At 71.5% G+C, this 15,343-nt stretch carries 15 protein-coding genes; 7 read left to right on the top strand and 8 right to left on the bottom strand.

The genetic code is table 11. From position 1 onward, the window contains the following. Window positions 1–23: 23 nt before the first annotated feature. The 5 genes from IF54_RS0112245 to IF54_RS0112225 form a co-directional block, all read right to left on the bottom strand. On the bottom strand, window positions 24–470 hold the full coding sequence (locus IF54_RS0112245) for an organic hydroperoxide resistance protein (protein ID WP_030317527.1): 447 nt from the start codon (window positions 468–470) through the stop codon (window positions 24–26). Window positions 471–659: 189 nt separating this feature from the next. Beyond that, window positions 660–1,121 carry a MarR family winged helix-turn-helix transcriptional regulator gene (locus tag IF54_RS0112240; RefSeq protein WP_030317525.1) on the bottom strand — a complete coding sequence of 154 codons (462 nt, stop codon included), beginning with the start codon at window positions 1,119–1,121 and terminating at the stop codon, window positions 660–662. Next, window positions 1,118–1,876 carry an energy-coupling factor ABC transporter ATP-binding protein gene (locus IF54_RS0112235; protein WP_030317523.1) on the bottom strand — a complete coding sequence of 253 codons (759 nt, stop codon included), beginning with the start codon at window positions 1,874–1,876 and terminating at the stop codon, window positions 1,118–1,120. The genes IF54_RS0112240 and IF54_RS0112235 overlap by 4 nt, the downstream gene beginning before the upstream one ends. Beyond that, the gene (gene cbiQ / locus IF54_RS0112230) at window positions 1,864–2,625 is read right to left on the bottom strand and encodes a cobalt ECF transporter T component CbiQ (protein WP_030317521.1); all 762 of its coding nucleotides are present in this window, start codon (window positions 2,623–2,625) and stop codon (window positions 1,864–1,866) included. The genes IF54_RS0112235 and cbiQ overlap by 13 nt, the downstream gene beginning before the upstream one ends. A 1-nt stretch (window position 2,626) precedes the next feature. Further along, entirely contained in the window at window positions 2,627–3,670 is a 1,044-nt protein-coding gene (locus IF54_RS0112225) for an energy-coupling factor ABC transporter permease (protein WP_030317519.1), read from the bottom strand. A gap of 168 nt (window positions 3,671–3,838) precedes the next feature. On the opposite strand from IF54_RS0112225, the gene IF54_RS0112220 reads away from it, so the two are divergent. Next, window positions 3,839–4,186 carry an SsgA family sporulation/cell division regulator gene (locus IF54_RS0112220; protein WP_030317517.1) on the top strand — a complete coding sequence of 116 codons (348 nt, stop codon included), beginning with the start codon at window positions 3,839–3,841 and terminating at the stop codon, window positions 4,184–4,186. Window positions 4,187–4,234: 48 nt separating this feature from the next. Here the strand turns inward: IF54_RS0112220 and IF54_RS0112215 are convergent, their stop codons facing one another. The 3 genes from IF54_RS0112215 to IF54_RS0112205 all read right to left on the bottom strand — a co-directional run bounded on the left by IF54_RS0112215 (window position 4,235) and on the right by IF54_RS0112205 (window position 9,483). Then, entirely contained in the window at window positions 4,235–5,899 is a 1,665-nt protein-coding gene (locus tag IF54_RS0112215) for a penicillin-binding transpeptidase domain-containing protein (RefSeq protein WP_030317515.1), read from the bottom strand. A gap of 96 nt (window positions 5,900–5,995) precedes the next feature. After that, a complete protein-coding gene (locus IF54_RS0112210) occupies window positions 5,996–7,618 on the bottom strand; it encodes a penicillin-binding transpeptidase domain-containing protein (RefSeq protein ID WP_030317513.1) in 1,623 nt (540 codons plus the stop codon). A 125-nt stretch (window positions 7,619–7,743) separates the two neighbouring features. Then, complete coding sequence (locus IF54_RS0112205) at window positions 7,744–9,483, bottom strand: dolichyl-phosphate-mannose--protein mannosyltransferase (RefSeq protein WP_030317511.1); 1,740 nt, start codon at window positions 9,481–9,483, stop codon at window positions 7,744–7,746. An 85-nt stretch (window positions 9,484–9,568) separates the two neighbouring features. Between IF54_RS0112205 and rsmI the strand changes: the two genes are divergently transcribed. From rsmI to IF54_RS0112175, 6 genes are all read left to right on the top strand, one after another. After that, entirely contained in the window at window positions 9,569–10,417 is an 849-nt protein-coding gene (gene rsmI / locus IF54_RS0112200) for a 16S rRNA (cytidine(1402)-2'-O)-methyltransferase (protein ID WP_030317509.1), read from the top strand. A gap of 247 nt (window positions 10,418–10,664) precedes the next feature. Further along, on the top strand, window positions 10,665–11,060 hold the full coding sequence (locus IF54_RS0112195) for a hypothetical protein (protein ID WP_030317508.1): 396 nt from the start codon (window positions 10,665–10,667) through the stop codon (window positions 11,058–11,060). Window positions 11,061–11,117: 57 nt separating this feature from the next. Further along, complete coding sequence (locus IF54_RS0112190) at window positions 11,118–12,002, top strand: TatD family hydrolase (RefSeq protein ID WP_030317505.1); 885 nt, start codon at window positions 11,118–11,120, stop codon at window positions 12,000–12,002. Window positions 12,003–12,101: 99 nt separating this feature from the next. Then, window positions 12,102–13,424, top strand: a complete 1,323-nt coding sequence (locus IF54_RS0112185) for a resuscitation-promoting factor (RefSeq protein ID WP_037819874.1) — start codon at window positions 12,102–12,104, stop codon at window positions 13,422–13,424. A 100-nt stretch (window positions 13,425–13,524) separates the two neighbouring features. Beyond that, window positions 13,525–14,409, top strand: coding sequence for a 16S rRNA (adenine(1518)-N(6)/adenine(1519)-N(6))-dimethyltransferase RsmA (rsmA, locus tag IF54_RS0112180; RefSeq protein ID WP_030317501.1), 885 nt, complete (start codon window positions 13,525–13,527; stop codon window positions 14,407–14,409). Continuing rightward, window positions 14,406–15,305, top strand: coding sequence for a 4-(cytidine 5'-diphospho)-2-C-methyl-D-erythritol kinase (locus tag IF54_RS0112175; protein WP_030317499.1), 900 nt, complete (start codon window positions 14,406–14,408; stop codon window positions 15,303–15,305). The genes rsmA and IF54_RS0112175 overlap by 4 nt, the downstream gene beginning before the upstream one ends. Window positions 15,306–15,343 lie beyond the last annotated feature (38 nt).

Genomic DNA, 15,343 nt, shown 5'->3' with positions numbered 1-15,343 from the left:
TCCCACTGCTGCCTGCTGCCCCCTCAGCCAAGCAGAATGGTCACGTCGATGTTCCCGCGGGTCGCGTTGGAGTAGGGGCAGACCTGGTGGGCCGCGTCCACCAGCTTGGCCGCGAGGTCCGCGTCGAGGACCGGCAGGGAGACGCTGAGGGCGACCGCGAGGCCGTAGCCCTTGGTCCTGTTGGGGCCGATGCCGACCTTCGCGGCGACCGTCGAACCGGTGAGGTCGTAGCCCGCGCGGTTGCCGACGAGGATCAGCGCGTTGTGGAAGCAGGAGCTGTAGCCGGCGGCGAACAGCTGTTCAGGGTTGGTGCCGCTGCCGTCCCCGCCGAGCGCCGGCGGCATCGCGACCTTCAGCTCGATCTGGCCGTCCTGGCTGGTGACATAGCCGTCACGGCCGCCGTGCGCGGTGGCCTCGGCGACGTACATGATCTTCGTCGGGCGGGTGTCGACGGCGGTGTCGTCACTCATGGCTGGCTCCCCCCAGAAAAGGTGCGCACAAGAACATCGTGCACAAGATACCGGCCGGTAGGGAGAGAGGGTGCCGTCAGGGGGCGGCAACCCGGGGTAACCCGAGGTCGGGGAGTGTGCGCGGGGCCAGCGGGAGCGTGTGCGCGGGGTCAGCGGGTGGGCGTGCAAGGCGTCAGCGTGTGCGAGAGGTCAGCGGGAGCGGGCCGCCGCCGTGCCCGCCCGTTCCGCGAGCCGCCACAGCTCGCCGCGCAACCGCTCGGCCTCCGCCCCGTCGAGCTCGGTCGCCGCGAGCAGGGCGCCCGGTATGGCAGCCGCCCGCTCCCTGAGTTCCTCCGCGCGCCCCGTGCACGCGACGCGGACCGAGCGCTCGTCGTCCACCGCCCGCTCCCGGCGGACCAGCCCGGCGCCCTCCAGCCGCTTGAGCAACGGCGAGACCGTACCGTAGTCCAGGCGCAGGGCCCCCGTGAGCTCCTTCACCGTCGTCTCGCCGCGCTCCCACAGCACCAGCAGCACCAGGTACTGCGGGTAGGTGAGCCCGAGTTCGTCGAGGAGCGGCCGGTACGCGGCGGTCACCGCACGCTGGGCCGTGTACAGCGCGAAGCACAACTGGTCGTCAAGGAGCGGAGATCCGGCGTCCTCTGCGTTCGTCACGCGCCCATTGTCACGGACCGCGGATCGAATCCGAAGGGCAGCTCCAGCCGGTGGGCCCGCATCAGCTCCTCGTCGGTGAGGAGTTCGCCGGTCCGCCCGTCCGCGGCGATGGTGCCCTCGCTCAGGATCAGCGAGCGCGGGCACAGCTCCAGGGCGTACGGCAGATCGTGCGTGACCATCAGGACCGTCACGTCCAGCGAGCGCAGGATGTCGGCGAGTTCGCGGCGGGAGGCCGGGTCGAGGTTGGAGGAGGGCTCGTCCAGGACGAGGATCTCCGGCTCCATGGCGAGCACGGTCGCCACGGCCACCCGGCGCCGCTGCCCGAAGGAGAGGTGGTGCGGGGGCCGGTGGGCGAACTCCGCCATGCCGACCCGCTCCAGCGCGGTCCGCACCCGCGCCTCCAGCTCGTCCCCCTTCAGCCCGGCCGCCGCCGGTCCGAACGCCACGTCCTCGCGCACGGTCGGCATGAAGAGCTGGTCGTCGGGGTCCTGGAAGACGATGCCGACCCGGCGCCGGATCTCCGCCATGTGCTTCTTGTCCACGGGCAGTCCGGCGACCTTCACCGAGCCGACCCCGCCGCCCAGGATGCCGTTGAGGTGCAGCACGAGGGTGGTCTTGCCGGCGCCGTTCGGCCCGAGCAGCGCCACCCGCTCACCGCGCGCGATCGAGAAGTCCACGCCGAACAGGGCCTGGTGCCCGTCGGGGTAGGCGAAGGCGAGTCCGGTCACTTCCAGGGAGGCTGTCACAGGGTCCATCCCACCACGCAGACGACGAGGGCGGTCACGGGGAGCGCGAAGGCGTACGACCACTGCGCCCGGGACGCGGTCACCTCGTCGATGACCGGCATCGAACCGGCGTACCCGCGGCTGACCATGGCCAGGTGCACCCGCTCGCCGCGTTCGTAGGAGCGGATGAACAGGGCGCCGGCCGACTTCGCGAGGACGCCCCAGTGCCGCACGCCGCTCGCCTCGAACCCCCGCGACTCCCGCGCGATCCGCATCCGCCGCATCTCGTCGGTGATGACGTCGCCGTAGCGGATCATGAAGGACGCGATCTGGACGAGGAGCGGCGGGAGCTTCAACCGCTGGAGGCCGAGGAGCAGTTCGCGCAGTTCGGTGGTGGACGCCAGCAGGACGGACGCGGCGACGCCGAGGGTGCCCTTGGCGAGCACGTTCCACGCGCCCCACAGACCGCTCACGCTCAACGACATCCCGAGCACCTCGACCCGCTCGCCCTCCGCGACGAACGGCATCAGCACCGCGAACGCCACGAACGGCACCTCGATCAGCAGCCGCTTCAGCAGGAAGCCGGCGGGCACGCGCGCGAGACGGGCGACGACGCCCAGCAGGACGGCGTACAGAGCGAACGCCCACATCGCCTCCCGCGGGGTCGAGACCACGACCACCACGAAGGCGAACACCGCCGCGAGCTTGGTGTGCGGCGGCAGGGCGTGCACGGGGGAGTGCCCGTGCCGGTACAGCCGGTGCGCGTGCCCCGCCCCCACGTCAGACGCCGCTCGTGCTCGCCGGCGAGACGTCGGCACTGCGACGCCTGCGGACCGCCCAGAACACCCCGGTGCCCGCGACGACGGTCACGCCGACGCCGATCACGCCCGCCAGCCCCCCGGACAGGCGGGCGTCCTCGACGTCCTTCACGCCGTAGTCGGCGAGCGGCGAGTCCGCCGAGGCGTGCTCCTCGGTCTTCGCGTCGATGCCCTGGTCGGCGGCGACCTTCTCCAGACCGTCGGGGCTGGCGGAGGCGTAGAAGCTGACGAACCCGGCGAGGACCAGGGAGGCGGCCAGGCCCGTGATCCAGACCTTGCGGGGGGAGCGGGCGGCGGCGACGGGCGCGGTGTCCGGTACGTCGACCAGCTCACCGCCGACCCGCAGCTTCAGCTTCTGCCGGAGACCCCGCGCGCCGTACACCAGGTCGGGGCGTACGGCGACGACGGCGCCCACGGTCAGCGCGGTGATGGCCGCCTCGCCGATGCCGATGAGGACGTGGACGCCGATCATCGCGGTGGCGACCTTGCCGATCGAGACGTCGGTGGTGCCGCCGACCGCGTAGATCAGGGTGAAGGCGACGGCCGCGGCGGGCACCGAGAGCACGGCGGCCACGAAGGAGGCCGCGGTGATCGCACCGCGTCCGCGGGGCAGCACCTTCACCAGCCCGCGGAAGACGGCGTACGCCACGACCGTGGTGACCACGGCCATGTCGGTGATGTTCACGCCGAGCGCGGTCAGCCCGCCGTCCGCGAAGAGGATGCCCTGCATGAGGAGGACCACGGAGACACAGAGGACCCCTGTGTACGGGCCCACGAGGATCGCGGCCAGCGCCCCGCCCAGGAGGTGGCCGCTGGTGCCCGCGGCCACCGGGAAGTTCAGCATCTGCACGGCGAAGATGAACGCCGCGACGAGGCCGGCCAAGGGCGCGGTGCGTTCGTCGAGTTCACGCCGGGCGCCGCGCAGGCTCACCGCGACGGCGGCCGCGGCGACGACTCCGGTCGCTGCCGAGATGGGGGCGTCTATGAATCCGTCAGGCACATGCACCGTTCGATGATAGTGGCTTGTTGCGAACTCTTTGCAAGAGAGTCGGGTGACGAACAGCAAGTCACGGGCTTTCGGTCCCGGGAGCGGAATCCGGGAAATGTGCGACGCTGGAGAGGGAATGGATGCACAGCTTCCGCACAGGTTACGCAGCGTGAGAGGCCCGTCACGATGTCTGTAGTCGAACAGTACGCGCGAGCCCACATCGTTTCTGACGCGGACATCGCGGAGGACGAGGCGATCCCCGTCGTGCTGCGCTACGACCCGGACACCGACCCGCGTTCGGTGCGGGTCGGCCTGCCGGGCACCGACGAGTGGACCTTCTCGCGAGCCCTGCTGGAACAGGGACTCAGGGCACCGGCCGGCAGCGGCGAGGTGCGGGTGTGGCCGTGCGGCCGGGTACAGGCCGTGGTGGAGTTCCACTCGGACCATGGGGTGTCGGTGGTGCAGTTCGAGCAGAAGGCGCTGCTCAGATTCCTGCGGCGGACCTACATGGCCGCCGCCCCCGTGCGGAGCTGACGTGAGGGGCTGCCCCGAGAGGCTGACGTGAGGGGCTGACCCGAGGGGTCAGCCGCCGATCTTCAGCAGGGCCGCCACGATCGGGCCCGCCGTGTCGCCGCCGTGGCCGCCCGCCTGGGCGACGCCCGCGGCCGCGAGGTCGCCGCGGTAGGCGGTGAACCAGCCGTTGGGCTTCTTCTGGCCGTCGACCTCCGCGGAGCCGGTCTTCGCGCCCACGTTGCCGGTGACCCCGGACATCGCCTCGGCCGCCGTGCCGTAGGCCGCCGTGTACGACATCAGCTCACGCAGCGCCGACAGCGTGGCCGGCGACATCGTGCGCGAGGCGGTGGCGAGCGTGCGGTGATCGACGCTCGGGGACACCAGGTAGGGCTGCTTGAAGGTGCCCGACTCGACGGTGGCCGCGACCGACGCCATGTTCAGCGGGTTCATCCGCACCCCGCCCTGGCCGATCAGCGAGGCCGCCTTCTGGGCCGCGCTCTGCACCGGCACCGCGCCGTCGAAGGACGGAACGCCGATCGCCCAGTTGTCCATGGACAGACCGAAGACCTGCTGGGCCTGCTTGGTCAGGGAGTCGTTGTCCAGCTTGCCCGCCTGGCTGATGAAGGCGGTGTTGCAGGAGCGGGCGAAGCTCGCCTTGAAGGTGCCGCCCTTGATCTCGAACTTGTCGTCGTTCTGGAACTTCCAGCCCCCGTACGTGAAGTACTTCGGGCACGGGTGCGGCTTGTCCGGGGACGCGAGGTCCTTCTCGATGAGCAGCGAGGAGGTGATGACCTTCATCGTGGAACCGGGGGCGAGGGAGCCCTGGAAGGCGGTGTTGAAGCCGTGGCCCGCGTTGGCCACCGCGAGGATCTCGCCGGTCGAGGGGCGCAGGACGACGACGGAGGACCGCGCCTGCGTGGTGACCTGCCGCTCGGCCGCCGCCTGGAGCGTCGGGCTCAGGGTGGTCTTCACGGTGCCCGGGGTGCCCTTGCTGAGTTCGGCCAGGGTCTTGTCGGACGACTTGCTGTCCTTCGCGCGGACCACCCGCAGTTCGATGCCCGCCTTGCCGCCCGCCGTCTTGCCGAACTTGTCGCGCAGCCCGTCCAGCACAGTGCCCAGCGACGGGTACTTGGCCGCGGTGAGCTCGCCGCCGTCCCGGTCGAACGCCTTGACCGGAGGGGTCCCGGACTCACCGGTGACCAGGGTGTCCCCGTCCGCCAGGTCCGGGTGCACGAGCGAGGCGGTCCAGTGGACCTGGGGCTTGCCGGTGGTGGTGTTGCGGACCACGGTCAGGGAACTGCCGTACGTCAGGGGCTTGCTGAGGCCCTTGTACGCCACCGTCGTCTTCACGGAGAACGGCACCTTGTCGCCGGTGCGGGGGCCGGGGGTGAGGGTGGTGGCGGTGAGGTGGGCGTCCTTGGTCCAGCCGGTGAGCAGGGCGGTGGCGGCCTTGCCGTCGCTGGTCGCGGCGGCGGCCGTGGCCACCTTGCCCTGCTGCCAGGAGGTGAGGAACGCGGTCGCGGTGGAGGTGACCTCGGCCGCCGACAGCGGGCCGGTCTTCACCTTCGGCTTGTGGTCGGCCGCGGAGGTCTGCGTCCGGTCGTCGGCCGCCGCCCCGCCGCCGTACAGCGCGTAGACGCCGATGCCGGCGCCGCCGACGACCACGGCGATCATCCCGGCGACCACGGCCGGCCTGGTCTTCCGTCGCTCGGCGACGCGCCTTCTGTTACCCACGACTTACGCTTCCTCCGCGCTGTTCCAGGGTCCCCGTTGCCCTCATGCACCTCAACGACTGCAACAGACTAGAGTCCCTGTCCCACAGGGGTGACGTCAGCCTGCGGCTCGTAGCACAGCTGCGACAATCGGGCCGGCCGCGTCGCCGCCGTGGCCGCCCTCCTCGGTCATGGCCGCCGCCGACACGTCGTTGCGGAAACCGGTGAACCAGCTGTTGGACACCTGCTGTCCGTCGACCTCCGCCGAACCGGTCTTCGCACCGATCTCCCCGCGGAGACCCGCCATCGCCGTGGCCGCCGTGCCCTGCGTCGCGGTCAGCTTCATCATCTGCTTCAGCTGAGCGGCGGTGTTGTACGGCAGACCCTTCGCGGTCGCCAGTTCGCGGTCGTCGAGCTCGGGCGAGACCAGGTAGGGCTGGCGGAAGGTGCCGGTGATGGCGGTGGCCGTCACCGAGGCCATGTTCAGCGGGTTCATCTGGACCTGTCCCTGGCCTATCGCGTTGGCCGCCCGGTCCGGGCCGCTGACCGCGGGGACCTTGCCGTCGAAGGAGACGATGCCGGTCTTCCAGTCCTGGCCGATCCCGAACCGGTTCTGGGCCTCCAGGGTCAGCGACTCGTCGGTGAGCGGCTTCTCGTCGATCAGCTTGATGAAGGCGGTGTTGCAGGACCGCATGAAGCTGTTGGCGAGGGTGGCGTTCTCGTCGGGCTTCAGGGTGGCGAGGTTCTTGAAGGTCTGCCCCTGCCACACGGCCTCGGGAGGACAGGGCGCCGGGCCGTTCATCGAGGTCACGCCGTTGTCGATGAGCATCGCGGCGGTGATGATCTTCATGGTGGAGCCGGGGGCCTTGGTGCCCTCGAAGGCCGCGTTGAAGCCGTCCGTACGGTTGTTGGCGACGGCCAGCACCTCGCCGGTGCTGGGCTTGACCGCGACGACCGACGACTGCTTGTACAGCTTCACGGCCTTCTCGGCGGCGGCCTGCGCGGTCGCGCTGATCGTGGTCCGCACCCTGCCCGCCTTGCCGTCGGCGAGGGTGAGCAGGGAGGTGTCGGGGGTCTGGTCGGGGTGCTTGACGACCAGCTCGATCCCGGGGGTGCCGCCGGCCTCGCTGCCGTATCTCTCCCGCAGGGCGTCCAGAACCGGGCCGAGGGAGGGGTACTTCTCCTTGGTCAGCACCTGGCCGCCCCGGTCCACCGCCTCGATGGACGGGCTCGCGGACTCGCCGGTGACGAGCCGGTCGTCGCGCTGGAGCTTCGGGTACACCACGGAGGGCTGCCAGTCGACGAGCGCCTTGCCGGTGGTCACCCCGCGCACGACGGTCAGCTCGCTGCGGTAGGCCAGCGGCTTGGACTTGCCGCCGTACGACACGGTCGCCTTGACGCTGTACGGCACGGTGGCGCCGGTCGCCCTGCCGGGCGTGATCCTCACGTCGCCGATGTGTGCGTCCGCCTTGTAGCCCGTCAGCAGGGTCTCGGCGGTCGTGTTGTTGTTGGTGAGCGCGGCGGCGCCCGCCGCGTCGCCCTTCTCCCAGGCGGCGAAGAAGTCCCGGGAGGTCTCCTTGATCTCGTCGTCGGTGGGCGGCCCGCTCCGCTTGGCGTCCCCGACCCCACCGCTGCCGTCGTCGCTCAGCGCCGACACGAAGTTGTACGCCCCGTACCCGGCCCCGCCGACCATCACGGCGAACACCGTGCTGACGACAGCGACCTTCACCCCCTTGGCCATGGTGTGGCCCCCTCCCCGATTCCCCGTTGTTGTGGGCAGCCTAAGCGGGAGGTGTGACACCCGGGGCAAGAGTTTTCCGATTGCTCGACCCGGGTGCTCAATTCACGTACGTGAACAGGGAGCTGTCAGACCCAGGTGTCGATCCACATCCGCGACCGCCAGGAGTCGATCGGGATCGCCGTGCCCGTGTACAGGGGCCAGAAGTAGATGAAGTTCCAGGCGATCAGGAGGACCAGGACGCCTGCCGCCGTCGCGCCCGCCACGCGGCGGGTGTCGCTCGCTCGGGGTGGGCCGATGAGCGCGCCGACCAGCATGGCCACGGCCAGGCAGAGGAAGGGCAGGAAGACGATCGTGTAGAAGAAGAAGATCGTGCGCTCCTGGTAGTTGAACCAGGGCAGGTACCCCGCCGCGATGCCGCAGGCGATGGCGCCGGCCCGCCAGTCGCGGCGGAAGAACCAGCGCCACAGCACGTACAGGATCGCGAAGCAGGCGGCCCACCACAGCAGCGGCGTGCCGATCGCCAGCACCTCGCGGGCGCACTTCTCGCCCGCGTCCGCCGGACAGCCGTCGGTGCCGGGCGAGGGCGACTCGTAGAAGAAGGAGATCGGGCGGCCGTCGACGATCCAGCTCCACGGGTTGGACATGTACGTGTGCGGCGAGGACAGCCCGACGTTGAACTTGTAGACCTCGTGCTCGTAGTGGACCAGGCTGCGCCACCAGTCGGGCAGGAAGGTCCAGTGGCCGCCCTTGCCGTCGGTCGCCGCCCAGTTGCGGTAGTAGCCGCCGCTGCCGTCCGCCGGGGAGAGGATCCAGCCGATCCACGAGGTGAGGTAGGTGACGACCGCGACCGGCACCATGGCCAGGAACGCGATCCCGAGGTCGTACTTGAGGACCGCCTCGTACGGGTGCCGCGCCCCCGCGACCCGGCGCGAGCCCACGTCCCACAACACGGTCATGACGCCGAAGGCGACGAGGAAGAACAGGCCGTTCCACTTGGTGCCGATGGCCAGGCCGAGGAGCAGGCCCGCCAGCCAGCGGTAGGGGCGCCATCCCAGGCGCAGGGTGTCCCCGACGTGCGCGTCGGGGCGCACGAGGCCGTAGGAGTCGACCGGCAGCGCGGCGGCGAGTTTCTCCCGGGCCCGGTCGCGGTCGATGACCAGGCACGCGAACGCGGCCACCACGAAGAACATCAGCACACCGTCGAGCAGCGCGGTCCGCGCCATCACGAAGGCCAGCCCGTCCACCGTCATCAGGGCACCGGCCAGGCAGCCCAGGAAGGTGGAGCGGAAGATCCGGCGGCCCACCCGGCACACGATCAGCACCGCCAGCGTCCCCAGCACCGCCGTCATGAACCGCCAGCCGAACGGGTTGAACCCGAACATCAGCTCGCCGAGCCCGATGACGTACTTGCCGACCGGGGGATGCACGACGTACGCGGCGTCCGTCGGCAGCGGGACATGCCCGTTCGAGGAGAGGATCTGGCTGTCGGCGTTCTTGTCCCAGCTCAGCTCGAAGCCGCGGTGGACGACCGCCCACGCGTCCTTGGCGTAGTACGTCTCGTCGAATATCACCTTCTTCGGGCTGCCCAGGTTCCAGAACCGCATGATCCCCGCCACCAGCGTCACCAGCAGCGGCCCGAGCCAGCCCGACCAGCGCGAGATCCGGTCGGAGAGCACCCGCGGAACCCCCAGCACCTGCCACATCCGCGGGCTGGGTGCCACATAGGGCGGGACCAGACGCTCGCGCACGTCGCCGCTGGTCTGCGCGGTGTAGCCGAAACGGCGCAGCCTCTGCTGCCACGACGGCCGCCGGTCCTGGGGGGCCTGGTCCTGCCGGGTGTCCGTGGAGGACGCGGTACTGGTCACCGCGCCATCGTAGGGAACCGTGCTGTGTGAGTCCCGTGCATGGGTGGATGCGTCCGGTTCGCGGCGCCCCTGGGAGGATGGACGGGTGACTGGAACCCTTGTCCTGGCGGGCACCCCTATCGGCGACATCGCGGACGCTCCTCCCCGGCTCGCGGAGGAACTGACCGGGGCCGACGTGATCGCGGCCGAGGACACCCGGCGGCTGCGCCGGCTGACCCAGGCGCTCGGCGTGACGCCCAAGGGGCGGATCGTGTCCTACTTCGAGGGCAACGAGGCCGCCCGGACCCCCGAACTGGTCGAGGAACTCCTCGGCGGCGCGCGCGTGCTGCTGGTCACGGACGCCGGGATGCCGTCCGTGTCCGACCCCGGGTACCGGCTGGTCGCCGCCGCCGTCGAGAAGGACGTCCGCGTCACCGCCGTGCCGGGACCGTCCGCGGTGCTCACCGCGCTCGCGCTGTCCGGACTGCCGGTGGACCGGTTCTGCTTCGAGGGGTTCCTGCCGCGCAAGGCCGGGGAGCGGCTCTCGCGGCTTCGGGAGGTCGCGGAGGAACGGCGGACCCTCGTCTACTTCGAGGCACCGCACCGGCTCGACGACACGCTCGCCGCGATGGCCGAGGTGTTCGGGACCGAGCGGCGGGCCGCGGTGTGCCGGGAGCTGACCAAGACGTACGAGGAGGTCAAGCGGGGGCCGCTGGGCGCGCTCGCCGAGTGGGCCGCGGACGGGGTCAGGGGGGAGATCACCGTCGTCGTCGAGGGGGCGCCCGAGAAGGGGACCGCGGAGATCGACGACGCGGAACTGGTGCGTCGGGTGCGGGTCCGGGAGGAGGCGGGGGAGCGGCGCAAGGAGGCGATCGCCGCGGTGGCCGTCGAGGCCGGGATCCCCAAGCGCGTGGTGTTCGATGCCGTTGTCGCGGCGAAGAACGCCCCTTCCTGAGGGGGCGCATGAGGTGGGTCACACCGCCTCTGAGCAGGGCGCATGACGTCTGAGCGCGCGCCCCATGTGCTCGCAAAGCGGTGTCTCGGAATGCAAAGGTCCACACGGCGTGGCGGGTCCGTTTGGCAAGGAAAGTCCAAATCGGCCTCAACAGTCGACAGGGTCTGTCGCCTTCGTCCTCCCTGAGGCGTCCACTGGGGTGAGGGACGTACCCGTCCTTCGAACCAGCGGACACACAGGAGCTGGCATGAGCGAGATCGCAGGGCACCCCGGTGCCACGGCAGTCGTCAACGAGTCCTACTCCTTCGCCTGCATGCGCTGCGGGCACGGGTGGGAGCAGTCGTACGAGATAGAGCACCACATCGACGGCGACGGCCGGGAGTTCGTGCAGTACACGGCGGACGGACGGGTCGTGCCCTCGCCGCTCTCCAGGCCCACGTGCGAGAACTGCGACCACCACGTCGTGCGGATCATGCGGCCCGGCCGGGTCGCCGCCACCCGCGACGCGGCGCACCGGCAGCACCGCACGCCCCCCGCCGGTCCCGTGGAGGTGCCCGCGGGCACCGACGGGGCGCCGGAGCCCGGCGAGCACCACTGGCACCTGTCCGACCTGCTGCACGTGTTCCAGCGCAAGGCGAGCTGAACCGGGCTGACCCGGTCTCCCGCCGGGCGGGGTGTGCCCCTTTCGTAGGATCGGGGCATGCCTTCGAACAGCCCCCGCGACAAGAACGCGGCACCGCCGCTCCCGGAGCCCCTGCGGGTGCCGGTCGCCGACTCCCACACCCACCTGGACATGCAGGACGGGACCGTGGAGGAGGGGCTCGCGAAAGCCGCGTCGGTCGGGGTGACCACGGTCGTCCAGGTCGGCTGCGACATCCGCGGCTCGCGGTGGGCCGCGGAGACGGCGGCCCGCCACGACGCCGTCCACGCGACGGTCGCCCTGCACCCCAACGAGGCCCCGCGCATCGTCCACGGCGACCCGGACGGCTGGTCCCGGCAGGGCGCGCGCACCCCCGGCGGCACCGGGGCGCTCGACGAGGCGCTCGCGGAGATCGACCGGCTGGCCGCGCTCCCGCAGGTCAAGGGCGTCGGCGAGACCGGCCTCGATTACTTCCGCACCGGGCCCGAGGGCAAGGAGGCGCAGGAGGCGTCCTTCCGCGCCCACATCGAGATCGCCAAGCGGCACGGCAAGGCGCTCGTCATCCACGACCGCGACGCCCACGACGACGTGCTGCGGGTGCTGAAGGAGGAGGGCGCTCCCGAGCGGACCGTCTTCCACTGTTACTCAGGCGACGCGGAGATGTCCGAAGTGTGCGCCCGCGAGGGCTACTTCATGTCCTTCGCCGGCAACGTCACCTTCAAGAACGCGCAGAACCTGCGGGACGCGGTGGCGGTGGCCCCGCTGGAGCTCCTGCTCGTGGAGACCGACGCGCCCTTCCTGACGCCGGCGCCGTACCGCGGACGGCCCAACGCCCCCTATCTCATTCCGGTCACGGTGCGCGCGATGGCCGCCGTGCGCGGCATCGGCGAGGACGCGTTGGCCACGGCACTCGCCGCCAACACCGCACGCGCCTTCGGTTACTGACCGCTCGAACGTAACTCCGGGTAGTCGCGTCGCTTTGGAGAGTGACGGTCGCTCCGCTAGGTTCTGGGGGCCCGATCCGGACCCCTGGAGCGTGTCGTCGTGAGCAACTCGCCGTACGAGACGTACGAGGCCTACGTCCCCACCGAGCCGTATCCCGAGCCCTCCACCGCGGACACGCTCCCGTACGAGGTGTACGAGACGCCTTTCCCGCCGTACGAGGACACCTACCGGCCCGCGTACGAGACGTCCGAGCCGACCCTGCCGCTCCAGCACTCGGGGCGGCGGGCCGCGCGTCGGCGCAGGGCGCGGTACATCGAGCGCTCCGACAGCACCGTGCGCCGGCTGCTTCCGCAGGCGCTGGTCGTCGCCTTCCTCGCCGGCGGCACCACCGCGTTCGTCGCCGAGGACAAGGCGGTCGAGCTGACCGTCGACGGCAAGCCGCGCACCCTGCACACCTTCGCGGACGACGTGACCGAGCTGCTCGCCGAGGAGGGCGTGACGGTGGGCGCGCACGACGTCGTCGCGCCGGCCCCCGGCGAACAGCTCGCCAGCGGGGACGAGGTCGAGGTCCGCTACGGCCGTCCCGTCCGGCTCACGCTCGACGGACAACGGCGCGAGGTGTGGACGACGGCGCAGACCGTCGAAGGGGCGCTGAAGCAGCTCGGAGTGCGGGCCGAGGGCGCGCACCTGTCCACCTCGCGCTCCCGGCGGATCGGGCGGGAGGGGCTCGCGCTCGACGTGCGCACCGAGCGCTCGGTGACCGTCATGGCGGACGGCCGGGCCCGTACGATCCGCACCAACGCGGCGACCGTGGCGGAGGCCGTGCAGGAGGCCGGCGTCACGCTCAGCGGCATGGACACCACCTCGGTGCCGTCGGGGAGCTTCCCGCGCGAGGGCCAGACCATCACCGTGCTGCGGATCACCGGGACGAGGGAGGTCCGGGAGGAGCAGATCCCGTTCCGCGAGCAACGGACCCAGGACGCCTCCCTGTTCAAGGGCACGGAGGTCATCGAACAGGCGGGGCAGCCGGGCGTACGACGGGTCACGTACTCCCTGCGTACCGTCAACGGCGTCAAGCAGAAGCCGCGCCGGATCCGGGTCGAGACGGTGCGCGAGCCCCGGGACCAGCTGGTGCGGGTGGGCACCAGGCCGATGCCGACCTCCGTCCAGGGCGCGGACCACCTGAACTGGCAGGGCCTCGCCCACTGCGAGTCCGGCGGCCGCCCCAACGCGGTGGACCCGTCGGGAACGTACGGCGGCCTCTACCAGTTCGACACGAGAACCTGGCAGGGCCTCGGCGGCTCCGGCCGCCCCCAGGACGCCCCGGCGGCGGAGCAGACCTTCCGGGCGAAGAAGCTGTACGTGAGGCGGGGGGCGAGCCCTTGGCCGCACTGCGGAACCCGCTTGCATGGGCCCACCTAGGCGCGTGCATGGGCCCACCTAGGCGCGCGGGGAACTGCGCGACCAGCCCCCACGAGCCCGCAGCCGAAATGCGAGCCACGGGCCCCGTACCCTGGTGCCCGTGAGCAGCAGCCCCTCTCCAGACGCCCTACTCGGCCCCGCCGACATCCGAGAACTCGCGGCCGTGCTCGGTGTCCGCCCCACCAAACAGCGCGGCCAGAACTTCGTGATCGACGCGAACACGGTCCGAAGGATCGTGCGGACCGCCCAGGTGAAGCCCGAGGACGTCGTCGTGGAGGTGGGCCCCGGTCTCGGCTCACTGACTCTCGGACTGCTGGAGACCGCAGACCGCGTCACCGCCGTCGAGATCGACGACGTACTCGCCGGAGCGCTCCCGGCCACGATCGCCGCTCGCATGCCCGACCGTGCCGACCGCTTCCAACTCGTGCACTCCGACGCCATGCACGTCACCGACCTCCCGGCTCCGTTGCCGACGGCACTCGTCGCGAACCTTCCCTACAACGTCGCCGTACCCGTGCTGCTGCACATGCTCGACACCTTCCCGAGCATCGAGCGCACCCTCGTCATGGTCCAGGCCGAGGTCGCCGACCGGCTCGCCGCGGCGCCCGGTTCGAAGGTGTACGGCGTCCCGTCCGTGAAGGCCAACTGGTACGCCGAGGTCAAGCGGGCCGGGTCGATCGGGCGCAACGTGTTCTGGCCCGCGCCGAACGTCGACAGCGGCCTGGTCGCACTCACCCGCAGGACCGAGCCGGTCAAGACGACCGCCTCCAAGCGCGAGGTGTTCACCGTGGTCGACGCGGCTTTCGCCCAGCGCCGTAAGACCCTGCGGGCCGCGCTCGCCGGATGGGCGGGGTCGGCCGCGGCGGCCGAGACGGCTCTCGTGGCGGCCGGGGTCTCGCCCCAGGCCCGCGGCGAGTCGCTCACCGTCGAGGAGTTCGCGCGGATCGCCGAGCACGCACCGAACAAGGAGCCCGGTCACCAGTGAGCGTCACCGTCCGTGTCCCCGCCAAGGTCAACGTCCAGCTCGCGGTGGGCGCCGCCCGCCCTGACGGCTTCCACGACCTGGCCAACGTCTTCCTCGCGGTCGGCCTCCACGACGAGGTGACCGCGACGCCCGCCGAGGAGCTCCGGGTCACCTGCGAGGGCCCCGACGCCGCCCAGGTCCCCCTGGACCGCACGAACCTCGCCGCGCGGGCCGCGCTCGCGCTCGCCGGGCGGTACGGCATCGAGCCCGCCGTGCACCTCCACATCGCCAAGGACATCCCCGTCGCCGGCGGCATGGCGGGCGGCAGCGCGGACGGCGCCGGCGCGCTGCTGGCCTGCGACACCCTGTGGGGCACGGGCGCCTCCCGGGAGGAACTGCTCGACATCTGCGCCGAGTTGGGCAGCGACGTGCCGTTCAGCCTGGTCGGCGGCGCCGCGCTCGGTACCGGACGCGGCGAGAAACTGCGTCCCCTGGACGTCGGCGGCGACTTCTCGTGGGTGTTCGCGATGGCGGAGCGCGGTCTGTCGACCCCGGCCGTCTTCCGCGAGTTCGACCGGCTCACCGAGGGCCTCGACGTCCCCGAGCCCGTCGCCTCCGAGGCCCTTCTCGACGCGCTGGCGGAGGGCGACCCGGAGGCACTCGCCGCCGCCGTCTCCAACGACCTCCAGCCCGCCGCCCTCTCGCTCTTCCCGGAACTGGCCGACACCCTCGCGGCGGGCAGTGCCGCGGGCGCCCTCGCCGGGCTGGTGTCGGGATCGGGCCCGACCACGGCCTTCCTGGCCCGGGGGGCCGGGGCGGCGCTGGAGATCGCGGACGCGCTGCGCGCCTCGGGCACCTGCCGGGCGGTGCGCACGGCCTCGGGGCCGGTGCCGGGTGCGACGGTGATCCGGGCGTAGCGGTCGGACTACCCTGGAGGGTCGATCGATCCCCCTGG

It is taken from the genome of Streptomyces sp. NRRL B-3229, assembly GCF_000719505.1.
Classification (GTDB): Bacteria; Actinomycetota; Actinomycetes; order Streptomycetales; family Streptomycetaceae; genus Streptomyces; species Streptomyces griseorubiginosus.
The sequence above is the reverse complement of the archived record's forward strand: the minus strand, read 5'-3'. Positions and strand labels throughout refer to the sequence as shown.